Source organism: Archangium gephyra (assembly GCF_049060025.1).
Lineage (GTDB): Bacteria > Myxococcota > Myxococcia > Myxococcales > Myxococcaceae > Archangium > Archangium gephyra_A.
The window spans coordinates 10,304,150-10,327,045 of sequence record NZ_JBMEQQ010000002.1; the positions used below are offsets into that span (position 1 = coordinate 10,304,150).

Genomic DNA, 22,896 nt, shown 5'->3' on the forward strand with positions numbered 1-22,896 from the left:
CGTGAAGCCTCCGTTACCGGATGGCCGAGTTCACCTGCAGAATCGGCATCAGGACCGAGAAGGCCACGAATGCAATGATTACGCCCATGAACACCGTGAGGAGGGGCTCGAGCATGGAGGTGAGGGCGCCGATGCGCACGTTCACCTGGTTCTCGTAGCTGTCCGCCACCGACAGGAGCATGTCCTCGAGCTGTCCGGAGCGCTCGCCGATGGCGATCATGTGGTAGACGAGCGGCGGAAACTCACCCGAGCGCTTGATGGGGGTGGCGATGCTCTCGCCCTCGCGGATGGCGTCGCGGGCCTTCTCCACCACGTCGGCCAGGATGGAGTTGGTGATGACGTTCTTGGTGATGTCCATGGCCGTGAGCAGCGGCACGCCGCTCTTGAGGAGCGTGGCGAGCGTGCGGGCGAAGCGCGAGATGGCCAGCAGGCGCAGGAGGCTGCCGAAGATGGGCGCCTTGAGGGCGAAGCGGTCCCACACCGGCTTGCCCTTCGGGCTGCGGAAGTACGTGACGGCCGAGATGATGGCGATCGCGATGAGCGGGAAGATGATGAACCACCAGTCCCGCAGGAAGTTGCTGCCCCAGATGAGGATGCGGGTGGTGATGGGCAGGGTGGCCTTCATCGTGGTGAAGATCTTCGTGACCTTCGGGATGACGACCACCATGAGCATGGTGAGGATGCCCGCGCCCACCAGCATCATGATGGCCGGGTAGGTCATCGTGCCGATGATCTTCTGCTGCAGCTTGGACTGGCTCTCGGTGAAGTCGGCCAGCCGCAGCAGCACGGCATCCAGCGCGCCCGAGTGCTCGCCGGCGCGGATCATGTTCACGTAGAGGGAGCCGAACACCTTCTGGTGCACCGCGAGCGCGTCCGCCAGGGAGGCGCCCTCGTTCACCCGGCTCTTCACCTCGGAGAGGATGATCTTCAGCCGCTCCTTCTCCACCTGGTCCACCAGGGCGGAGAGCGACTCGACGAGCGTCACGCCCGCGCCCAGCAGGGTGGCGAGCTGGCGCGTGGTGATGGCGATGTCGTCGGTGGTGATGCGGCCGCGGGCCATCTTGCCGAAGTTGACCTCGCGGTCCGCCTGGGCCGCGTTGGCGCCCTTGCGCACGCCGGCACGGCCACCCTCGGCCTGGCCGAGGACCTCCGTGAGGAACTTGCCGTCCTTGCGCAGCTGCGAGCGCAAGGTTTTCGGCGAGTCCGCCTCCAGCATTCCGCGGATGGGTTTTCCGGCCTGATCAAGGGCCTTGTACTCGAAGACTGGCATGGTGGGTCGCGGAGTAAAACCGCGCCCCGAGCCTCTCCCTTCCGGGAGAAGTGGGGCGCGAGTCCGTTAGAGGTCTTCCTGGGTGATGCTGAGCACTTCGGCGATGGTGGTCTCGCCCAGGGCAATCTTGCGGGCGCCATCATCCAGCAGGGTGAGCATGCCGTGGCTCATGGCGGCCTTCTTGATGGTGGAGGCGTCCACGTTCTTCAGGGCGAGCTGGCGCACGGAGTCATCCACCAGCAGCAGCTCGTAGATACCGGTCCGGCCCCGGTAGCCGTTCTGGTTGCACGAGGGGCAACCGGTGGCCTTGTAGATCTTCTCCACCCCGTAGCGCTCCTTGAGCAGCGCCCGGTTGAGGGTGAGCTCCTCAGCCTCCTCGTCGGTGGGCGAGTACTGCACCCGGCAGTCCGGGCACACGCGGCGCACCAGACGCTGGGCGAGCACGGCCGTGAGCGAGGAGGCCACGAGGAAGGGCTCCACGCCCATGTCCACCAGACGGGTGATGGCGCTGGCCGCGTCGTTGGTGTGCACCGTGGAGAACACCAGGTGGCCCGTCAGCGACGCCTGGATGGCGATCTCCGCCGTCTCCTTGTCGCGGATTTCGCCCACCATGATGACGTCCGGGTCCTGGCGGAGGAAGGAGCGCAGGCCCTGGGCGAAGGTGAGGCCGATCTTCGGGCTGATGGCCATCTGGCCAATGCCCTTGAGCTGGTACTCCACCGGGTCCTCGACGGTGAGGATGTTGAGGTCCGGGGTGTTGATGCGCGAGAGCGCGCCGTAGAGCGTGGTCGTCTTGCCGCTACCGGTGGGGCCCGTCACCAGGACGATGCCGTGCGGGCGGCGGATGACGTGCTCCATCTGCGCGAGCATCCGGGCGTCCATGCCCAGCTCGGTCAGATCCAGCAGCGTGGTGTTCTTGTCCAGCAAGCGCATGACGATGCGCTCGCCGTAGGTGGTGGGGATGGTGGACAGACGGATGTCGATGTCGCGGCCGGCCAGCTTGATGCGGATGCGGCCGTCCTGCGGCAGGCGCTTCTCCGCGATGTTGAGCTGCCCCATCACCTTCACACGGCCGATGATCGCGTTCTGGTAGCGCTTGGGCGGCTTGATGATCTCCTGCAGCACGCCGTCCACGCGGAAGCGCACCAGGAGCTCGCGCTCCATGGGCTCGATGTGGATATCGCTGGCGCGCTCCTTGGCGGCGCGGAAGAGCACGGAGTTGATGAGGCGGATGATGGGCGCCTCATCCCCCTCGTCGTTGAGCAGGTCCTTGACCTCCTCGATCTCCTGGGCGAGCGAGTCCAGATCCGTCGCATGCAGCTCGTCCACGAGCTGCTCGGCCTCGTTGGTGGCGCGGTCGTAGACGCTGTTGATGGCGTCCACGATGGTGGAGGCGAGCGCGATGCGCGGGTGGATGTCCCGGCCCAGCAGCATGCGCGCATGGTCCAACACGGTGGTGTCCAGCGGATCCGCCACCGCCAGGGCCACCGCGTCCCCGTCCACGGACAGGGGGAGGATGCGCGCCTGCTTGGCGAAGTTGATGGGCATCCGCTTGATCAACTCGGCGTCCACCTCCTCGAGGAAGAGGCGCGCCAGGTAGGGCAGATCGAGCTGGAGGCCGAGCGCCTTGGCCACGTCCTCCTCGCTGATGGCCTTCATGCCCACCAGGACTTCGCCCAGCCGGCCGCCCTTCTCCGCCTGGATCTGGAGCGCCTCCTGGAGCTTGTCCTCCGTCAGACCACTGGTGTGGCGGAGGATCTCCCCCAGCGGCCGGCCGCACAGGAAGGCGGGGCCGTGGGAGACGACCTGGGTGGCGGCGTCTGCCGCGGGCTTGGCGAGTGGGACGTCAAGGAGCAGGCTCATGGTCTATCTCTCGTCCCCGGTGTCCGGCTGGATGCGCAGGCGCTCCTGCTCCTCGGAAGAAGGCGCAGGCGGAGGCTGCACGGGGACCGGCTCCTCCGACGGAGTCAAGGAACCCCCCGCCCCCGGCGAGACTTCCCCGGCGCGCGGAGCGGGCTGCGAGGAGCCGGCCGCCGGGCCGCCCGGACGGAGGACGCGCTCCCCGGGCTGGCCGGGACCGCCGTTCTCCAGCTTCTGCTCCTCGGTGGCGATGACACGGCGCATCCGGCCCAGGGGACCGCTCTTGCGGCTGAAGTCCACCGGCACGTCGTAGCCGGCCACCTGGCCGTAGAACTGCTCCACGAACTGCTGCCGCTCGGCCATCTTGCGCTCGAAGATGCGCCGGAAGTCCGACTGGTCCCGGATGATGTGGGGCGTGAGGAAGAGCAGCAGGTTCGTCTTCGTCTTGCGCTTGTTCGTCTGCCGGAACAGGTGGCCGAGCAGGGGCACGTCACCCAGGATGGGCACCTTGGCGACGGACTCCAGGGTGCGCTCCTGCATGATGCCGCCGATGACCACCGTCTCCTGATCCTTGGCCACCACCGTCGTCTTGGCGCTGCGCTTGGAGGTGGTGGGGCCGAGCACGGGATCCGTGGAGGCGATCTCCTCGGTCTGCTCGGAGATGGTCATCCGGATGAAGTCGCTCTCGTTGATCTGCGGCTTGACGGTGAGCTTGAGCTCCACGTTCTGGCGGGTGATGGGGGCGTAGAGGCTGCCCAGGCCGCCCAGGCCGCCGAGCAGCGACGGGGAGAGGCCGCCGCCGGCGGTGCCAGGGGTGCCCAGGCCGGTGCCCAGCGAGGAGGGCGAGAAGCCGGACTGGAAGGGCACGTTCTGGCCCACGGTGATCTCCGCCTCCTCGTTGTCGCTGGTGAGGATGTGCGGGGTGGAGAGCACGTTGACGTCCGAGGCTCTGCTGGAAGGCATGCAGCACCACGCCGAAGGCGGGGATGTCGATGCCCAGGTTCTTCAGCTCGGGGATGACGGGGCCCTGCAGGCCGGCGAGGAAGCCGCCGAACTGGGCCAGGTTGGCCAGCGAGAAGGACGGGGGCAGGCCCTGGGTGGTGTACTTGGTGCCGACGAGGCCGGAGCCGGTCCCCAGCGGGGTGCCCAACTGGTAGCCGCTGTGCAGGTTCAGCCCGAACTCGTTGTTGCGGTCCAGGTTGACCTCCATGATGACGGCCTCGACGAACACCTGGCGCCGCGCCTTGTCCAGCTCGCGGATGACGCGCACCAGGCTGCGGTAGTCGCTCTGGCTGGCGATGATGACGAGCGAGTTGGTGCCCTTGTCGGCGGAGATCTTCACCTCACCGGCGAACAGCTCGGCGGAACCGCCGCCCTGGGTGCCACCGGGGCGAGGCACGCCCGGAGGAGGCGTGGGGACGCGCGGACGGGTGGTGGTGCCCTGCGACAGCGTCTGCAGCGTGCTGGCGATCTCCTCCGCGTTGGCGTTCTCCAGCGGGTAGACGTTGATGCGCTCGGTGCCGGCGGTGGGGATGTCCAGCTCGCGCACCATGTCCTGGATGCGCTCGAAGGCCGCGGGGCTGGCCACGACGATCAGCTTGTTGGTGCGCTCGTCGGGGATGATCTGCGAGAAGGTCACCGGGCCGCCGGAGCCGCTGCCCTCCGGGCCGGGCATGGGCACCGCGTCGGGGCCGCCGGGGGGCATCACCGCGGGAGGGCCGGAGCGGTTGGCGCCGGGACGGCCCGGGCCGGCCTTCGGCTCGAAGAGCTTCTGCACCGTGGCGGCCACGTCCTGGGCGGTGGCGTACTGCACCTGGATGATGCGCACCTCGTCACTGGCCGCGCGCGCGTCGAGCTGATCGATGATGCGCTCGAGCCGGTGCACGTTGGAGCCCACGTCGTTGATGATGATGATGTCCGGCGGGTACGGGATGGTGTCGCCGTCCTTGGACACGAGCTGCTGCAGCACCCCGCGCAGAGGCTCCACCTCCACGTTCTTGATGCGGAACAGCTTGGTGATCATCTGCTCGTTGGTGGTGTACGGCGCCTCCGGGTCCACCAGCGTGGGGATGGGGTTCTGCTTGGCGGCGCGCTTGTCCACGATCTTCAGGAAGCGCCCGTGCTGGTAGACGGACAGGCCGTTGGCGTCGAGCGCCGCGAGGAAGGCGGCATAGAACTGATCCGCGTCCACTTCCACGCGCCCGTTCTCCGGGCCGATGATGGAGATCTTCCCGCGTACGTTCTCCGGAAGGATGAACGTCCGGCAGGTCGCGTCCGACACGGTCTGCACCAGCTTCTCGATGTCCACCTTGTCGAAGTAGATGCCGTAGCGGGCGCGGCGGCGAACCTCCTCGCACGTGGGCGTCTGCCGCACGCCGGCGCTTCCGCCTTCGGGGGACGTCTGAGGGGTGATCTCCCGCTCGGCGGGAGTCCCCGCGGGCGGAGGTGGACCGGGGCGGCGCTGCGCCAGGGCGGGCGCGGCGATCGCCAGGCACAGCAGGAGCAACCAGGACGGAAGCGTCTTCATGGAGGGGCGGGGTAATGCGGGTTAGCGAATGGTGTAGTTCTTGCGGACGCTCGAACCGTTGCGCTCCAGCTCGATCTCGATCCGCGAGGCTTCCTTCAGCTTGGTGTAGACCTCGAGGGCCTTCTCCGGGCTGTTGAGCTCGAAGCCGTTGATGCGCTTGATGACATCGCCGTTCTGGACGCCGATCTTCGAGTAGATGGAGTCGGGACGGATGGAGAAGAGCTTGAAGCCCTGGGCCTGGCCGTCCTTGAAGGCCGGCACGATGCGCGCCTGCATGGCCACGTCGTTGAGGTTGGCCAGCGTGCGGTCGATCTCCGCGCGAGGCACCTCGTAGTCGTTCTCGCTCATGGCGCGGATGCCGCTGCCATTGGGCGCCTGCACGGGCGGGCCGCTGGGCAGCGGCGGCGGGGTGTAGGCGGCCACGGCGGCGCCGTCACCGGGCTGGTTGTCGATGAACTCCTTGCGCCCGGCGTTGATGATGATGACGCGCTCGCGCTCGATGTCGATGACCTCGGCGCCCTGGATGCGGTCGCCCACCATGTACGTGGTGGAGCGCTGGTTGTTCATGTCCTGGATGGAGGACACGGACCACAGCTTGTCGCTGGCCACCAGGGTGCCCAGCAGCTTCACCCGCAGGCTGCTCTTCACGGGGGCGGCGCTGGGGTCCACCTCGGGCACGCCGGAGGGCTCGGCCACCATGGGCTCGGGCTCGGGGATGGCGATGCCGGTCAGGTCCGACAGGCGCCGGAGATCCAGCGAGGCCAACGTCACGGTGGGCTTCGCCTTCTGCCGTGCCGACACCTCGCCCGACGGGAGGGGAGTCAGGGCGGACTCGACGAACAGGTTCACCGTGCGCGCCGCCAACAGGGCGACCAGCAGGATGAAGACCAGATTCACGGTCCAGAAGTACTTGCGGAAGAAGAGTTCCATCACGCGTCCAGAAAGGGCCTACTCGGGATTGAGCAAGCGGGGTGCCACCCGCGTGGGGGAGCGGGCGGCCCGAGCCTTACAGCCAAGTCCTTGAATTCATTCCGGAATAAGCCGGGCCGCTGATGGCAGGAGCGGGCGTCGCGGCGGCGTGGGACAAAATGTCAACGGCCTGTCAGAGAGCCTGACGGGCTGTCACTCGGCCGGGGGCGAGCCGGGGCCCTCTCCGCCGCCGGGGGTCTCGGAGGCCTCGCGCTCCAGCTTGCGGTAGATGGTGCGGGCCGCGATGCCCAGCAGGCGGGCGGCCAGCGTCTTGTCCCCCTTGGTGTGCCGCAGGGTCTCGTGGATCACCCGGCGCTCGATCTCCTCCATGGGGGTGCCGATGGGGATGACGAGTTGTCCGGCCGAGCCCAGGGGGCCCTTGCGCACCGTCTCGGGCAGATCTCCCACCTCCAGGATGTCCGTCTTGGCGAGCACCACGGCGCGCTCCACGGCGTGCTCCAGCTCGCGCACGTTGCCCGGCCAGGCGTAGTTCTCCAGGGTGCTGAGGGCCTCGGGGGAGAAGCCGCGCAGCACCTTGCCGTTCTTGGAGGCGAAGCGGCGCAGGAAGGCGTCAGCCAGCAGGGGAATGTCCTCGCGGCGCGAGGCGAGCGCGGGGATGCGCACCTCCACCACATTGAGGCGGTAATAGAGGTCCTCGCGGAACCGGTTCTCGGCCACCTCGCGCTGCAGATCCTTGTTGGTGGCGGCGACGATGCGGACGTCCACCTTGACCGTCTGGGTGCCACCCAGGCGCTCGAGCTCGCCCTCCTGGAGGACGCGCAGGAGCTTCACCTGGGCGGACAGGGGCATTTCCCCCACCTCGTCCAGGAAGAGGGTGCCACCGCTGGCGCGCTCGAAGCGGCCCTCGCGGCGGGCCACGGCACCGGTGAAGGCGCCGCGCTCCACGCCGAAGAGCTCCGCCTCGAGGATGCTCTCGGGGAGGGCGCCGCAGTTGATGGCGACGAAGGGGCCCTTGGCCCGGTTGGACTGCTCGTGCAGGGCGCGGGCGGCCAGCTCCTTGCCGGTGCCCGACTCACCGAGCAGCAGCACGGTGGCGGTGGAGGGCGCGGCCTGGCGGATGGTGTCCATCATCGCCCGGAAGGCGGGGGACTGGCCGACCATGGAGCGCCCGCCGGTGTTCCCCATCTCCGCCAGCTTCGCCTTGAGGACGCGGTTCTCCGCGGCCAGCTCGTGCCGCTCCAGGGCCTTCTGGACGGACTTCACCAGCGAGTGGCGCTTGAGGGGCTTGGTGATGAAGTCGTAGGCGCCGTCCTTCATGGCGGCCACGGCCGTCTCCACCGTGCCGTAGGCCGTCATCAGCACCACCTCCACGTCCGGGCGGATGGTGCGCGAGGCCTTGAGCAGCTCCTGCCCGTCCATGCCGGGCATCATCAGATCCGTCACCATGACGCTCACCTCGGGCCGGCGCAGCATGTCCAGCGCCTCGGTGCCGTTGCTGGCGGAGAGGGTCTCCAGGCCCTCGCGCTGGAAGATGCGCGAGACCGAGTCGAGGTTGGCCCGGTCGTCATCGACGACCAGGACAGTGGCGGGGGATGTCGTCATGGGGCGGGCTGCCTTGCAATCCTCATTCCGAGTCCTCGGCCAGGAGGGGTCCACTCATCCGGCCGATGTCCTCGCGGTTGACCTTGTCCAGGTTGAACTTCCGGGCGCTGGAGATCATCCGGGCGATGGTGGGGTCGAACTCGACGGGCCCCTCCTTCTTGAAGCGGAGGAAGTTGATGCGGGCCACGACGAAATTCTTGAGATAGGGGCTCTGCAGGCCGCGGGCCTTGAGGGCGTCCACCACGGTGGCCACGGCGTCGTCGAGCTCCAGCAGCTTGTCGGCGCGGGCCTCGCGCACCCGGAGGGCCTCGGCCATGGGCAGATCCAGGAAGGCCTCCGCGCGCTTGATGAAGGGGTTGTAGGCGCCCCCGGAGATGCGCGGCCGCTTCTCGTAGGCCGCCCCCAGGGTGAGGAAGGCGGGCTCCTCGAAGAGGTGGGCGAACTCGGACTCGCGCCCGGCGCGGGCTCCGGTGAGGCCCCGGTGCATGCGGATGACCTCGAGCGAGCGCTCCTTCAGGTTGTGGGCCTTCTCCGTGTTGAGGGCGAGGATCTGATAGGCCACGTCCTCCTCGGGCAGCACCAGGGCCATGATGGACTTGCCGCCCAGGAGCTTGGAGGCATGGAGCCGGTGGTTGCCGTTGGGCGTCCAGTACCGGCCCTCCTTGCGGATGGCGATGATGGGATCGAGGAAGCGATCCAACCGCTCCATGGCCCCGGCCAGCCGCTTCACGTGGGGCTCGGACAGGTCGCGCTGGTAGGGGGTGGGCTCGACCTTGTCGATGGGCAGGGCGGCGAACACCACGGTGTGCGCGCCGAGCGGATCGCGGTAGACGCTGAGCACCTGGCCGCCGTCCTCCTGGATGCCCTGCACGAGCTCGACGGGAGGCGTGGCGGCCTCGCTCACCACCTCGGCGGCGCTGAGGCCCTTGGAGGCGGGCGCGGCCTTCTTGCGGCGGGGCCGGCGCGTCGTGGTGGTGGCTGCCTTCTTGCGCGGTGACTTCGCTGCCATGGTCATCCCCCTTGTCGCGGAAGGGGGAACCTAGGCGATCGCCGCGGCGCGGGGCAGGGGGAAAGATGGCTCGGATCGAAGCTGGATCCTCAGGACCGCTGGCCAGGATCCCAGCCGGGCAACGCGGCCGCCTGCTTCAACCAGGCCGCCAGCTGCGCCTCGTCGAGCTCGTCGTCTTCGCGGATGTCGAGGTAGCGCGTGTCCTTGTCCTTGCTGGGGCCGGGCGGGACCGGCCGAAGCGACGCGCCGCGGAAGAAGGCCAGCTTGACGTAGTGGGTGAAGACGTGGAGCCCCAGGAACCAACCCTGGCCCTCGATGCCGTACAACGGCGAGTTCCACTTCACGGCCTTGCGCACGTTGGGCACGTTCCGCACGATGAGCGCGTCGAGGCGCTTCCCGAGGTCGCGCTTCCAGCCCGGCATCGCGGCGATGTACGCCTGCACCGGGGCGTCGCCGTCCGCCTTCGCGATCTGCGGGTTGCCGCCCGAGAGGAGGACGACGCCGGCCTTCTCTCCTTTTCGCCCCTTGCTCGCACCTGGCCTGGCCTTCGCGCCTGCCTTCGGCGGGGACTTGGATGGGGTGGCCGGCTTGCGTGGCTTGCTCGCGCGCGACGCGCTCTTGGCCTTCGGCTTCGCCTTGCCTGACTTGCGCACGGGACTCGCTGGCGCCTTCATGAGGATGGCTGCTCCACGTAGAGGGTCATGAGCGTGAGTCTCATCAGGGTCTCCTCCTGTGATTGTCACCTTGGCGGGCCGTGGCCCGTCGGTCAACATCGCTCGAAGGCCCATGGCGGACGGGCTCATGGGTTTACTTCGGAGGGAGGGGCCTCTGGTGGTTCCTGCTCCAGGATGAGCACGTCGCAGGTGCTCTCCCGGGTGACCTGCTGCGCCACGTGCGGGCGCACGAGCCGGCCGAGCCCCGCGCGCATGTGCCGTCCAACGATCACCAGGTCCGCATTCTCCGCGTGGGCGAGCTCCACGATGCTGGCGGGAGCATCGCCGGAGAGGACCAACTCGTCGAAGTCCACGCCGGAGTCACGGTAGGGCTCCAGGAACCGGTGCAGCTCGGCGAGGGCCCGTGCCCTGGCTTCGCGCTGGTACTCCAGGATGCGAGCCAGCGGCGCCGCGGACTGGTGGAGGACGAACTCGTAGGAGGTGTCATAATCGTGCAGCACGGCCACCCGGCTCGCGCCGGGGCACATGCGGAACACTGCCTCCATGGCATGCCGGGACGCTTGCGTGAAGTCCACGGCGACCAGGGGGCGCCGGTACTCACAGATGGGGGGCGGCCCGACGATGAGGAGCGCGGTGGGGATGCTCTCGATGAGCCCTCCGGTCATCCGCTCCCTTATCCGTGCCAGGAGCGAGCCGGGGCGACGAGGCCTCCCCATCACGATCAGTTCCGCACCGAAGTTCCGCGCCGCCTGGCTGAGCGTCTCCGAGGGAAGGCCCTTCACCAGCAGGCTTCGCACCCTGAACGCGGCTCGCGCGCGCTTCGTCCGGGCGTGTTGCTCGGCGACCTCGAGGGCATGCCGGGCGAGCGCTTCTTCCTCGTCGGGCCGGCCCGCCGCCGCAGCGGGCGGCAGCGCGTGGACGAGCAGGATTTCCGCTCCTTGCCGGAGGGGAAGCTGAAGCGCCCGTGTCAGCGCGCAAGCGGACTCGGGGGAGAAGTCGGTGGCCACCAGGACACGGCTCAGGCCCACCTGATCTTCCCGCCCGGGGCCCGAGTGGTGGTGGGTGTTCGGCTGCGGCTCGTGCGTCATCATGTCAGTGCCCTCCTTCGTGCGCGGGAATGTTCCTGGGGGGCCGGGGGGCCCGGTCCCGAGGTGGACGGGGTGCCTGGTTGGACACGGGCGTGGTCTCGGGGCGAGAGCCGGCCAGCAGCCGCCTCACCCACAGGATGAAGAGGCCGGTGAGCAACAGGTTGAGCGCCAGGGACAGCAGGGCCACGGTCGTCGCCGTGCCACTGATGCCATAGCCCAGCGACACGACGAGCACTCCGGCGCCCACCTCTCCTCGGGGAAAGAGGCCAATCGCGAGGGCAAGCCGCTCGCGCACGCTCGCCTCCCGGCGATAGCACAGCGCCGGGAACATCTTTCCCAGGTTGGACAGGAGGGTCACCGCCAGGACATGCAGGGCGATGAGGCCCCAGCCCGGACTGCCACCCGCGACGGCGCTGATGCTCTCCTCGGCTTCCCGTGCATCTCCTGCCGCGCCCAGGGCGGGCATCGACAACCCCACGAGCACCATGAAACAGCCGGAGATGATGGTGGCGACGCGCTGCTCATTGCGCGCATCGGGCCCGGGGAGCTCGCCCTCCAACCCGTCCTGCTCGTGCAGGCCGTGCTCGGGTTTGGCGATCATGCAGCCCAGGATGAAGGCCGGCAGGAGGACCTCGAAGTGGACCGCCGCCGCGGGGTCCGCGTACCCCGTCCCGAGATAGATGGCCTCGGAGGCGAGCGCGAGCAGCACCGAATAGCCGAGCACCCAGGGCCAGCTATACGGGATGTGCCAGCGGTGCAGGTACTTCCACCCGGCCCAGAGGAGCAGGAGGATGAGGGCGATGACCACCCCGAGCTGCCAGCGGAAGCCGACGAGGAGGATCGTGAGCGGCACCATGAGGAGGATGGTGTCGAGGTCGTCGAAGATGGCGAGGACGCGGGCCTTGCGGAACATCCACGTGGCCCCCAGACCCGCCGCGGCCAGCATGGAGAAGAGCACCCCGGCGCTCGTCGGCGCGGCGAACCGCCCCTGGAGCAGCGCTTCCTTCCACAAGCCGAACTGTCCCCAGAACTCCGGGGGCGCCAGCACGAAGACGAAGTAGAGCGTGACGAAAATCCAGGGGAAGGTGGCCGCGGTGGCCGCCACCACGTAGTCCCAGCCGTACTGGCGCATGTTCGACTTATCCAGGTCGAACTCCTGCCCGACGTGAATCATGATGAAGGCCAGCCCCACCATGGTGAGCAGCCGGATGACGTGCGTCAGCGGCTCGTAGACCCCTGGCCCGAGCGCTGGAAGCGCCTGGGAAGCCCCCAGTCCTCCCAGGAGGAGGACGGAATAGATGAAAACCTTGCGCATTACCGACCCCTACGGATGCCTTTTGCAGACAAACAAGGGTAGGGCGCGGGTCGGCTCGTATCAGTGCTGCTGCTGCTTCCCTTACCAGCCCAAGAGGCGGGGGACCCTTCATCCAGGGGCTGGGTCCCCCTCCCCCTCAAGGAGCGGGCGGGCTGGGGACCCCTGACACCGATGTCCGGGGGCGCTGACCGCGACTCCGCGGCGCGAAGAGGAACAATGGCCGTCTAGGCCTGCAGGCCCGCCACGGGACTGGTGGCCGCGACCCGGGGCTTCAACACGCGCAGGAGGCCATACCCCGCGACGCCCGAGACGAGGGAACCCAGGAGGATGCCAATCTTCGCCTGGCCGAGCAGGGCGGGTTCGGCCGTGAAGGCGAGGTTGGCGATGAAGAGGGCCACGGTAAAGCCAATGCCCGTGAGCGCGGAGACGCCATAGAGCTGGGAGAAGGAGGCGTTGCCGGGCATGGAGGACAGGCCCGCCCTGAGCGCGACCAAGGTGAAGAGGAAGACTCCCAGCTGCTTGCCGACGAAGAGGCCCAAGGCGGAGCCGAGCAGGACGGGATGGGTGAGGCTGTCCAGGCTCATCCCCGAAAGTGAAAGCCCCGCGTTGGTGAGCGCGAAGACGGGCATGATTCCGAACGCCACCCACGGGTGGAGCGCGTGAACGAAGCGGTTGAGCGGCGGCTCCAGGTCTTCAATCTGCTCCTCGATCCGCAAGAGCTCTTCATTGGCGATGCTCTCCTCGGGCGTGCGCCTCACCAACCCCTCGGAGTGGACCTTCAGGGCCTCGAGCACCTCGCGCACGGGACGCAGCCCTCGAGCCGGAATCATCAACCCGAGCAGGACGCCCGCGATGGTGGCGTGAATGCCCGCATGGTGGATGAAGTACCAGAGGAGCGCACCGGCCACGGCGTACACCAGGCCACTGCGCAGGTGGAGCCGGTTGAGCAGAGCCAGCAAGACGAGCAACCCACCGGCGGCCAGCAGCCAGAGAGGCTGCAGGCCATGTCCGTAGAAGAGGGCGATGACGAGGATGCCGCCCATGTCATCGAAGATGGCCAGCGCCGTGACAAAGACGATGAGGGGCCGCGGAACACGTCCCTTGAGCAGCGTGAGGCACCCGATACAGAAGGCGATGTCCGTGGCCATGGGAATGGCCCATCCCTTGGCGCCCTCGGTGCCCGCGCAGAAGAGCAGATAGATGCCCGCCGGGATGACCATCCCTCCGGCCGCCGCGGCGGCGGGCAGCAGCGCCTTGGCGGGGCTGTTCAGCTCTCCCACGACAAGCTCCCGCTTTATCTCCATCCCCACGACGAAGAAGAAGATGGACATGAGGCCATCGTTGACGAACTGCGCGAGCGTGAAGTGGACCTGCGCCCCGCCGAACCCCACGACGAACTCTCTTGCGAGAAGCGCCGTGTAGGTGTCGGCCCACGGGGAGTTGGCCCAGCCGAGTGCGGCAACAGCGGCCACGAACAGCAGGATGCCGCTCGTCGCTTCCATGCGGAGGAAGGCAAGCAACGGGTCGACAACGGCGGTGAAGATCGGAGGAAGAGCAGCGGTGGACTTACGCATGGCTGTACAGGTTGACGGACGTGCGGATGGAAGAGGTTTACAAATGAAGAGGAGGGAATCGCGCGACCATCAGCCGCGCCAATCCCACGTGCGCGAAGAGCGTCAACCCGCGCAGTCCCTCCAGCACTTCGCAGCGCAGCTTCGCCGCGAGCCCGTACACCGGGGAGCGGGCCGCCCGTGCCAACGCGTGTCAGGGTCTGCTCGGAGCGGGTGCAGGTCCCGCTCCGACAGTGCGTCGTGAATGGAGAGAGGCCGCGCAGGCACCGCCTGGGACGCATGGTTCTCTCGGCCATTCATCATCGCCCGTCCTCGAGGCAGCCGCGCCGCCTGTGCACAGTGACGGACGTCGGCTCTCCAGAGGGGATGCCGACAGGCCGCAGGGTGTCAGGCATCTATTTTGACCACAAACGACTTCCCGTGTCCATGACAGCTGGAGAGGAGATGACGCGGCCGGGCGGCCAAGGGGGCGTGGAGGCGCACCGAGCCCAGAGGTGCCGTTCGAAAGCTTTGACACCTTCCCTGGCCGCCCGTCCTCTTCAGGGACCCGCGCTCAGCCCGAGATGAGATCCTTGTCGTGACGGGCCCAGTGCCGGTGCTGTGCGATGGCCGCGATGAACTTCGCGGGGAAGTCCTGGCTGCCCGCCTCGCCCACGACGACGCCCAGGGCCGGGGTGGAGATGCCTCCCGCCTCCAGCAGCTCGGCGGCGTCCTTCGTCACCCCGATGGCCTTGCAGTGCCGGTAGGCCTCCTGGATGAAGTGCACCGAGTCCCCATCCTTCTTGAGCACGGCCACGCTCGGGGCGCCTCCGGGCACGAAGACGGCGTCGTACTCGAACGAGCCCGTGGTGAGCGCGCTCTTGTCGACCTTCACCGACTGCCCGTCCGAGCCCTTCACCGTGCCCAGGCGCCGGGAGATGAGCACCAGCTCACCGCCCGCCTGCTCGATGGCCGCCTTCGTGGACTGGAGATCCGCGGCGTCGAAGCCGTCCCCCACCAGCACGCCGATGCGCCGCGTCTTGATGGAGTCCTTCTTCTGGTTCTCCATGCTCAGCGCGGGTGACTTGTCCACCATGGGCAGACCCAGGGTGTCGACCACCTTCTCGAGCTTGCCCTTCACCGCGGTCATCGTGGGCACGCTCAACCCCAGCCCCTGGGCCACCTCCGTGGCGAGCTCCGCGTCGATCTTCGCGAGGATCTGCTCGACGACGCGCTTGCGCACCTCCTCGCGCTCGACCTTCCCCAGCTCGAACTGGAGCGCCATGATGATGTGCTCGCGCTCGGGCTTGGACATGCTGCGGAAGAACAGGCCCGCCTGGCTGAAGTGGTCCTGGAAGCTCTCGGCGCGCTTGCGCACCTTCTCGCCCGTCACCTTCTCCGGGAAGTGCCGGTAGCCGCCCTGCTCCGCGGCGGCCATGAACGGGCAGCCGCCCCCCAGCGAGTTGGGGAAGTAGTTGGCCCGGCCCACGTCGATGGTCTGCCGGTGGAAGCCGTCCTGGTGGAAGTTGTGCACCGGCGCGACGGGGCGGTTGATGGGGATCTCTGTGAAGTTCGGCCCGCCCAGCCGCGTGAGCTGCGTGTCCTGGTACGAGAAGTTGCGCGCCTGCAGGAGCGGATCGTCCGTGAAGTCGATACCCGGCACGACGTGCGAGGTGCAGAACGCCACCTGCTCCGTCTCCGCGAAGAAGTTCGTCGGATTGCGGTTGAGCACCAGCTTGCCCACGCGGCGTACGGGAACGAGCTCCTCGGGGATGATCTTCGTCGAATCCAGCAGATCGATGCCCAGCTTGTCCGCGTCCTTCTCCTCGATGATCTGCAGGCCGAGCTCGTACTCGGGGAAGTGGCCCTTCTCGATGGACTCCCAGAGATCCCTGCGGTGGAAGTCCGGGTCCTTGCCCGCGAGCTTCTGGCTCTCGTCCCACACGAGCGAATGCACGCCGAGCAGCGGCTTCCAGTGGAACTTCACGAAGCGCGACACGCCCTTCGCGTTCACCAGGCGGAAGGTGTGGACCCCGAAGCCCTCCATCATGCGGTAGCTGCGGGGAATCGCCCGGTCGGACATGATCCACATGATCATGTGCGCCGACTCCGGCACGAGTGACACGAAGTCCCAGAAGGAGTCATGCGCGGTGGCGGCCTGGGGCATCTCGTGGTGCGGCTCGGGCTTGGCCGCGTGAACGACGTCCGGGAACTTGATGCCGTCCTGGATGAAGAAGACGGGGATGTTGTTGCCCACCAGGTCCCAGTTGCCCTCCTCCGTGTAGAACTTCACGGCGAAGCCGCGCACGTCACGCACCGTGTCCGCTGAACCGCGCGAGCCCGCCACGGTGGAGAAGCGCACGAAGACGGGCGTCTTCTTGGAGGGATCCTGGAAGACCTGGGCCTTGGTGTACTCGGCCAGGGATTCGTACACCTGGAAGTAGCCGTGCGCCGCCGAGCCCCGCGCGTGCACCACGCGCTCCGGGATGCGCTCGTGGTCGAAGCGCATGATCTTCTCGCGGAGGTGGAAGTCCTCGAGCAGCGTGGGGCCTCGAGCGCCCACGCGCAGGGAGTTGTCCGTGTCCTCGACGGGCACGCCCTGGCCCGTCGTCATCCGCTGGCCCGCGGGATCCGAGCGGTTCTTCTCCAGCTCCATGTCCTTGCTGCGCTCGTTGATGCTCACCGTCTCTGGCTTCTTCTTGTCCAAAACCATTCCTCCTGGGGCCCTGTGGGGTAAGCACCGGGTCCCGGGGAAACGAGCGCTTCACCTGGCGCTTGTCCTGGCGTTGCCCATTGGAGAACGGAGCACCCCCCGGACCTGTTGGCCCGACGGTCAGGTGCGCAGCATTTGCGCCTCACCCCCCTCCGGCGCGCAGCTTTTGCCACGTGCTCCCTGGGGCCGGCCTGGGGCGCATCGCTTGCAGAGGCCGGAGCCACACCACGGACCTCCTCCTCATCTCCTCATGAGCACCCACCTCCGCCCGGACACCGCCCCCAGCGCCTCTCTCGACCTCGGCTCCATCTTCCTGGGCCCCAAGGGGGAGAACGCCGACACCTTCGAACGCCTGTTGCTCGAGGCCTTCCGCGACCACGTCTTCTGGCGCCGCAACCTCCACCCCGAGGACGGCTTCTTGATTCAAGAAGGGGAGAAGCGCTCGCCGGGCTACGAGGCCTCCCTCTCCGTACTGTCGCAGGAGCTGATGGGGCTGCTGGGCCAGCTCAAGGGAGGCGTGCCCTCCTTCAGCCCCCGCTACATCGGGCACATGTGCTCGGACCTCACCATGGCGAGCCTCATCGGCTACTTCGCCACGATGCTCTACAACCCCAACAACGTGTCGGCGGAGGCCTCGCCCGTCACCACACGGTTGGAGCTCGAGGTGGCCGGGCAGCTCGCGCGGATGGTGGGCTACGCACCGGAGCGGCAGTGGGGGCACCTGACCTCGGGCGGCACGGTGGCCAACTTCGAGGCCCTGTGGGTCGCGCGCAATGTGAAGTACCTCCCGGTGGCGCTGCGGCACGCCGCGGAGGAGGCCGGCGTGAAGGGGCTGGAGGTCCGGCTGCCGGATGGCCGGGAGACCACCCTGCGCGAGCTGAGCCTGTGGCAGCTCCTCAATGTGACGCCCGAGTCCGCACTGGATGCGCTGGACCGTTTCCGCGCCCGCCTGGGCGACGCCCGCCTGGCGATGGAGTGGGTGACGCGCCACTCGCTGGCGGGGCTGGGCTACCAGGAGTTCGGCCTGCGGCTGGCCTCCGAGTTCAAGGACGCGCTGCCTCCCGGCGTGGTGCTGGTGCCGTCCACGGCGCACTACTCGTGGGAGAAGACGTGCCGGGCCCTGGGCATCGGCGCGCGGCAGCTCATCCACGTGCCGGTGGACACGAACTTCCGCATGTCCCCCGCGGCGCTCGAGGACACGCTGCGCACGCTGGCGGTGCGCCAGCAGCCGGTCATCGCCTGCGTGGCGGTGATGGGCTCCACCGAGGAGAGCGCGGTGGACCGGTTGGATCTGCTCGCGGACCTGCGGGAGCGGCTGGGACGGACGCTGGGACTGGCCTTCCACCTGCACGCGGACGCGGCCTGGGGAGGCTACGCGGCCTCCATCACCCGGGGGCCCGGGGGGGAGCGCCGCACCTATGAGGAGACGCTCGCGGACTACGCGCCGGAGTCCTGGCCCTCCGAGGGCGTGTACCGGGCCCTGTGCGCGCTGGAGCGGACGGACTCGGTGACGATCGATCCGCACAAGCTGGGCTACATGCCGTACCCGGCGGGCAGCATCTCCTTCCGGGACAAGCGGGTGCGAGACCTGGTGGCGGTGGAGGCGCCGTACCTCTTCCACGCGGGAGGGGACGAGAGCGCCTACCTGGGCCGCTCCATCTTCGAGGGCTCCAAGCCCGGTGCCGCGGCGGCGGGCGTGTGGATGAGCCACAAGGTGCTGCCGCTCGACGCCAGCGGATACGGGCGGCTGGTGGGCGAGACGGCCAAGGGGAGCATGGCACTGCACCGGCGCATCGCCAGCGGGGAGTGGGCGCCCTTCAAGGTGGTGCCGCTGCCTCCCTCGGACCTGAACATCGTCTGCTTCGCGGTGGGACACCCCTCGCTGGAGACGCTGGAGCGGACCAATGACTTCATGGACCGCATCTACCGGGCGCTGAGCGTCGGCCCGGACAGCCTGAAGCGTCCGGACTACTACGTCACGAAGACGGTGCTGCGGGCCCATGAGTACGGGCGGGCGGCGCTGCCCACGGTGGAGGGGCTCGGCTTCACCCCCAAGGACTACGACCGGGCCGGAGGGGTGGCCGTGTTGCGCTGCACGGTGATGGACCCCTTCCTGGCCTCGCGCCGCGGCAAGGTGGACTACATCCGCGGCTTCGTCCGCACGCTGGGCGAGGTGATGCGCACGGAGCTGGAGGCCACCCGGCGCTGAGCTACCTCGCCGCGACACCCTGCTCGATGATCTCCGCCTTCTGGCCGGCCGCCGCGAGCGTGGCTTTGACCGCGGTGCGCGGGCCCCGGATGACGACGACCATCCGCTCCTGGGCGAGATCGGCCGAGGCCGCCGCCGCGACCGCCTCGGGAGTCGTCGCCGCGATCGCCGCGACCTGCGCGTCGAAGAAGGACAGCGGCAGCGACATCACCGAGACCGTCTCGAAGCTCGTCGGCGAGGACGGTGGCTCCAGCGGAGTCGGCGAGCGCCCGGCCGAGCGCGCGACGCCGGGCCCGCGCGAAGTCCTCGGGGAGCGCGCTGGCCCGCGTTCGGACGGCCTCCAGTTCGCCGATGAGCGCGACCAGCGCCTTGCCGGAGCGATCGGCCTCGAGGTCGCCGGTGACGAGCAGCGCGCCGCCGCCAATGCCGCCGAGGTAGTCGACCGAGACGCCGTAGCTGGCGCCGAGCCCCTCGCGGACGACGCGCACGCGATCCTCGAGCATCGTGCGGAGCACCTGGCGCGCGGCGACATCGCGGATGGGATCCGAGGCCGTGGTGAACCCGATCGTGACGCCCACCTGGACCGCGTCCTCGTCGACGACGGCGACCCAACTGGGCCCCTTCGCCGGCCGGCCCGGCGGCATCAGCGGGGGCGGGGGCGGCGCTTCGCCGTCCCACCTGCCAAAGAAATCCTCGATCGTCTCCCTCATCTCGGCGGGGTCGAAGCCGCCCGAGAGGATCAGCGTCGCACCGTTGGCGCGGTAGTGGCTCTCGCGGAAGGCCTCGAAGCTCGGCGACCGAGATCTTCAGGATGTCCGCGGCACCCAGGCCATGTTGAGCGTACGGGTGACCGGCGCCAAAAAGGCGGACCCGGAGCGCCTCGGAGCCGCGCGCAGCCGCGTCGTCGCTGTCGTCATCGTGGGACTCGCGGGCGATTCCGCGGAGCATGGCGATGTGGTCATCCGGGAAGATGCCGGCATCGAGCAGCCAGAACAGGCGCCAGAGGTGCCAGTCGGCGTACGTCTTGGTGCCACGCGCCGTGAACACCGTCGCCCGCTCCCCGACATCGACGTCGAGCTGCGTACCGAGCTGGCTCGCGAAGATCATCCGTTCGGCGTGGGCACGCCGGTAGAGGCGTTGGGTGTCGTTCGCGAGCAGCAGTCCGGTCAGCTCCGCGAGCCCCGGCCGATCAACGGGATTCGCCGCCGAGCCGTAGGGGAAGACCAGCCGCGCGTCGACGAGCGGGCTGGTGGGATCGGGCGCGAGCAGCACGCGCAGCCCGTTGCGCAGCACCAGCTCCTCCACCGTGCTGGCGACACGCGACGCGCGCGGGTCGAGCGGGCGGCTCGCCTCGGAGGCAGCCACCGGTGTCCGCCAGGGCTGGAGGTCGTGCTCGCGGCGGCGCGTCGGGACCTCGGCGCGGGTGGTGAGTGCCTGCTTCCCGCTGGGGCGGACCAGCGCGACGTGGCTGCGCGCGCGGTTGAGCGTCGTACTCGCGTACATGGCGACGTCGACGATCGTCGTGCGATCGACCGCCGCGAGCTCCTCGACGAAGAACCCATTGTGGCCGGTGTACTGGGGGAAGTCGGCGATCCAGGAGCCGGCCCCGTCAAACGCGTCGTAGGTGCTGACGAGCCTCGTGCGGAGCTGGGCCCGGGCGTACTCGATCATGTGCTTGCGCTCGTTGACGAGCTTCGACGCGGCGGTGAACACCTTGTCGACCGCCTCCTGGAGCCGCGACGGATCCGATACCGAGACGACCGCGGTCAGCAGCGGCGCGCGCAACCCTCCGAACTGCGCGACATGGGTGTTGGTGATCCACTCCTCGCTTTCCTCGAGGGCGCGCAGCTCGGTGCCGAGCATCGCCGTGACGATGGCGTGTTGCGTCGACTCGCCCGCCCCCCACGGCGGTGCGCTGAAGAAGATGAACGCGGTGGCCTCGTCGACGTCGGCGGTGTGCCTCGACGTTTCGCCCAGGAGGGACGCCGATTCGAGCGGAGTGCGCGCGACGGTCGAGCTGTGTGTGATCCCGCTGAACGCCGCGCGCACCGCGGTGATCGCCTGTTTCGTCTGGAAGTTGCCGGTGACGGCGAGGATGGCGCGGTTGGGCGCGTAGTGCGCGGCGATGAAGGCGCACACCTCCTCGCGTGTCGCCTGAGCGATCTCCGGCGAGCTCACCCGGCGCGCGTAGGGGTGCTTCTTGCCCCACAACGTCGCCACGAGCTCATCACGCAGGGGCTCGTGGTGCGCGTGGCGTTCCGCGTCCTCCGCGAGCACGATGTCGCGCTCACGCTCGAACATCGCCTCGTCAATCCGGTCGCACGTGACCTGCATCCGGCGCGCCTCGAGCGCGAGGAGCTTCGGGAGCTGGTCGGCGAGCGCCTTCGCCGTATAGTGCGTCTCGTCGGAATTGGTCCACGCGTTGTGGTAGAGCGCGGCGTCGGAGAGCTCGTCCGCGATCGTCGGGCCACCGGCCTCGGCTCTCACGGTGAACAAGAGGTGCTCGACGAGGTGGGCCATCCCGGCGCGCCCCGGTGGATCCTCGGCGGCTCCGACGAGGTAGCGGACGTCGACGCCGACGAGGTTCGTGCGCGTGTCCTGCATCAGGGCGATCCTCAGCCCGTTCTGCGCGCGCATCAGCACGATGCCGTGATCCAGGTTGAGGTCACGCTGCTCGGGCTTCAGCTTTCCGAAGTACGGCTCCCGTGCGGCCCGGAGACCGGTGCAGGCGGAAAGACAGAGCAACGCGAGCACCCAGACACATCGGATGGACGGGAGACGCACCATGCGTACGACTGTAGGAGAGCGCTCAGCGGCGGTGGAATCCGTCCGCCAGGCGTCCTGACAGTCATTGCTCGGAGCTGAACATCCCGGCCGGGCCCCCCGCGCGGCGAGCGCGCGGGGGAGGGTGCTGCTCAGCCCTTCTTCGCCGGGCTCACGGGGACGGAGACCTGCGCGTTCTCCCACGAGATGTTCAGCGCGGTGCCCTTCTCATCGAAGGCAATCGTGAGGGCCTCGTGGGTGTCCGCGCTCTTCTTCGCCGGCACGTCCACGCGCAGGACGTCATTCTCCTTGTTGTACTTGTAGGCGCCCCACTGGCCGACGTCCTTGTTGACGATGAGGGTCCACTTGTCCGCCTGGGGAATGGCGAAGAGCGCGTAGGTGCCCGCCGGGAGCTTCTGGCCCGCGAGCTCGAGGTCGCCCGTGGTGGTCAGCTCCGTGGCGGCGTTCGCGCCCAGGCGCCACACCTCGCCATAGGGCACCAGCTTGCCGAAGATGGCGCGCTTCTGGCCCGTCTTCGGATCCTGGATGCGGGGCGAGTGGTACGTCACCTTCACGTACGTGGTGTCATCCAGCTTCTTCGCCGCCATCTGCAGCGGGCTGACGGGAGCCTTCGCGGGCGGGATGCTCTTCTGCGCCAGCGCGGGCGTCGCGGCGAGGAAGAGGAGCGCGGACAGGGCCGTGATGCTCAGGTGGGAGGTGAGTCGGCGGTTCGTCATGGGTGGAGTCCTCGGGGTGATGCGGGATGGAAAGCAGCGCGGGACACTACCGTGTGCCGTCGCTCAGGCCCAGCACGACGACGGCCCACTCGTCCGTGGCATCCCGGTACGTCTCGATGGTCTCGAAGCCGGCGCGGGCGTGGGCCCTCATCGAGCGCGTGTTGCGTGTGGCCACCTCCGTCACCGTGCAGTCGAAGCGCGCCCCGTAGCTCGCGCGGTGCTCGCGGTAGAGCGCGTCGAATACGCCCCGGCCCCGGTACGGCCCGGCCACGCAAATCTGGCCCATGACGTAAGAGCGGTACTCGCGGAGGGGACGTCCGCGCCAGCTCAGGGTCTCCAGGAGCTGGAACATGGGCTCCAGGAGGGGGACGAAGGCGCGCGCCTCCACCGGCATCACCAGCGCATAGCCCGCGAGCCGCTCGCCCTCCTTCGCGATGACGCTCGGGGCGAGCGCGTGCATCCGCTCCAGCACGTCCAGCGTGTGGGCCACGGTGAGGAAGCCCTCACGCGCGGCTTGCTCCGGTGAGACGTGGCCGCGCAGGTTGGCGGCCTGCAACTGGAGGATCTGCTCCAGTTCCTCACGGCGCGTGACGAGGCTGGTCCGAAGTGGAGTTGGCGGAGTCGGCGGAGTCATGGGCACGGTTGCTTG

16 protein-coding genes and 3 pseudogenes are annotated in these 22,896 nt (G+C 68.6%); 1 reads left to right on the forward strand and 18 read right to left on the reverse strand.

Translation table 11 applies throughout. The annotated features are described in order from the left end of the window. Nucleotides 1-13: 13 nt before the first annotated feature. From gspF to ACN28I_RS45105, 13 genes and pseudogenes are all read right to left on the reverse strand, one after another. A complete protein-coding gene (gspF, locus tag ACN28I_RS45045; protein WP_420948035.1) occupies nucleotides 14-1,270 on the reverse strand; it encodes a type II secretion system inner membrane protein GspF in 1,257 nt (418 codons plus the stop codon). Between the two features lie 66 nt (nucleotides 1,271-1,336). Then, on the reverse strand, nucleotides 1,337-3,133 hold the full coding sequence (gene gspE, locus ACN28I_RS45050; protein WP_420948036.1) for a type II secretion system ATPase GspE: 1,797 nt from the start codon (nucleotides 3,131-3,133) through the stop codon (nucleotides 1,337-1,339). 3 nt (nucleotides 3,134-3,136) lie between these two features. Next, nucleotides 3,137-4,093 carry a hypothetical protein gene (locus tag ACN28I_RS45055; RefSeq protein WP_420948037.1) on the reverse strand — a complete coding sequence of 319 codons (957 nt, stop codon included), beginning with the start codon at nucleotides 4,091-4,093 and terminating at the stop codon, nucleotides 3,137-3,139. A 43-nt stretch (nucleotides 4,094-4,136) separates the two neighbouring features. Beyond that, nucleotides 4,137-5,657 (reverse strand): annotated as a pseudogene (gspD, locus tag ACN28I_RS45060) (type II secretion system secretin GspD); the annotation flags it as partial. Between the two features lie 21 nt (nucleotides 5,658-5,678). Next, nucleotides 5,679-6,587, reverse strand: a complete 909-nt coding sequence (gene gspC, locus ACN28I_RS45065) for a type II secretion system protein GspC (RefSeq protein WP_420948038.1) — start codon at nucleotides 6,585-6,587, stop codon at nucleotides 5,679-5,681. Nucleotides 6,588-6,779: 192 nt separating this feature from the next. Then, the gene (locus tag ACN28I_RS45070) at nucleotides 6,780-8,189 is read right to left on the reverse strand and encodes a sigma-54-dependent transcriptional regulator (protein ID WP_420948039.1); all 1,410 of its coding nucleotides are present in this window, start codon (nucleotides 8,187-8,189) and stop codon (nucleotides 6,780-6,782) included. A gap of 22 nt (nucleotides 8,190-8,211) precedes the next feature. Further along, a complete protein-coding gene (locus tag ACN28I_RS45075; RefSeq protein ID WP_420948040.1) occupies nucleotides 8,212-9,198 on the reverse strand; it encodes a ParB N-terminal domain-containing protein in 987 nt (328 codons plus the stop codon). 89 nt (nucleotides 9,199-9,287) lie between these two features. After that, a complete protein-coding gene (locus tag ACN28I_RS45080; RefSeq protein WP_420948041.1) occupies nucleotides 9,288-9,872 on the reverse strand; it encodes a DUF1801 domain-containing protein in 585 nt (194 codons plus the stop codon). Between the two features lie 125 nt (nucleotides 9,873-9,997). Further along, nucleotides 9,998-10,963, reverse strand: a complete 966-nt coding sequence (locus ACN28I_RS45085) for a universal stress protein (RefSeq protein ID WP_420948042.1) — start codon at nucleotides 10,961-10,963, stop codon at nucleotides 9,998-10,000. 1 nt (nucleotide 10,964) lies between these two features. Beyond that, a complete protein-coding gene (locus tag ACN28I_RS45090) occupies nucleotides 10,965-12,275 on the reverse strand; it encodes a sodium:proton antiporter (protein WP_420948043.1) in 1,311 nt (436 codons plus the stop codon). Nucleotides 12,276-12,499: 224 nt separating this feature from the next. Further along, nucleotides 12,500-13,849 carry a Na+/H+ antiporter NhaA gene (gene nhaA, locus ACN28I_RS45095; RefSeq protein ID WP_420948044.1) on the reverse strand — a complete coding sequence of 450 codons (1,350 nt, stop codon included), beginning with the start codon at nucleotides 13,847-13,849 and terminating at the stop codon, nucleotides 12,500-12,502. Between the two features lie 37 nt (nucleotides 13,850-13,886). Beyond that, a complete protein-coding gene (locus ACN28I_RS45100) occupies nucleotides 13,887-14,033 on the reverse strand; it encodes a hypothetical protein (protein WP_420948045.1) in 147 nt (48 codons plus the stop codon). 366 nt (nucleotides 14,034-14,399) lie between these two features. After that, nucleotides 14,400-16,481: a catalase gene (locus tag ACN28I_RS45105; protein ID WP_420948839.1), complete on the reverse strand. Its 2,082-nt coding sequence runs from the start codon at nucleotides 16,479-16,481 to the stop codon at nucleotides 14,400-14,402. A 307-nt stretch (nucleotides 16,482-16,788) separates the two neighbouring features. On the opposite strand from ACN28I_RS45105, the gene ACN28I_RS45110 reads away from it, so the two are divergent. Further along, nucleotides 16,789-18,747, forward strand: coding sequence for a pyridoxal phosphate-dependent decarboxylase family protein (locus tag ACN28I_RS45110; RefSeq protein WP_420948046.1), 1,959 nt, complete (start codon nucleotides 16,789-16,791; stop codon nucleotides 18,745-18,747). 1 nt (nucleotide 18,748) lies between these two features. Here ACN28I_RS45110 and ACN28I_RS45115 read toward each other — a convergent pair whose 3' ends face one another. The 5 genes and pseudogenes from ACN28I_RS45115 to ACN28I_RS45135 all read right to left on the reverse strand — a co-directional run bounded on the left by ACN28I_RS45115 (nucleotide 18,749) and on the right by ACN28I_RS45135 (nucleotide 22,881). Beyond that, a complete protein-coding gene (locus tag ACN28I_RS45115; RefSeq protein WP_420948047.1) occupies nucleotides 18,749-18,955 on the reverse strand; it encodes a hypothetical protein in 207 nt (68 codons plus the stop codon). A gap of 136 nt (nucleotides 18,956-19,091) precedes the next feature. Further along, nucleotides 19,092-19,490: pseudogene (locus tag ACN28I_RS45120) on the reverse strand (insulinase family protein); the annotation flags it as partial. 916 nt (nucleotides 19,491-20,406) lie between these two features. Continuing rightward, nucleotides 20,407-21,534 (reverse strand): annotated as a pseudogene (locus tag ACN28I_RS45125) (M16 family metallopeptidase); the annotation flags it as partial. A 128-nt stretch (nucleotides 21,535-21,662) separates the two neighbouring features. After that, nucleotides 21,663-22,247, reverse strand: a complete 585-nt coding sequence (locus ACN28I_RS45130) for a DUF2911 domain-containing protein (RefSeq protein WP_420948048.1) — start codon at nucleotides 22,245-22,247, stop codon at nucleotides 21,663-21,665. 46 nt (nucleotides 22,248-22,293) lie between these two features. Continuing rightward, on the reverse strand, nucleotides 22,294-22,881 hold the full coding sequence (locus tag ACN28I_RS45135) for a GNAT family N-acetyltransferase (protein ID WP_420948049.1): 588 nt from the start codon (nucleotides 22,879-22,881) through the stop codon (nucleotides 22,294-22,296). Nucleotides 22,882-22,896 lie beyond the last annotated feature (15 nt).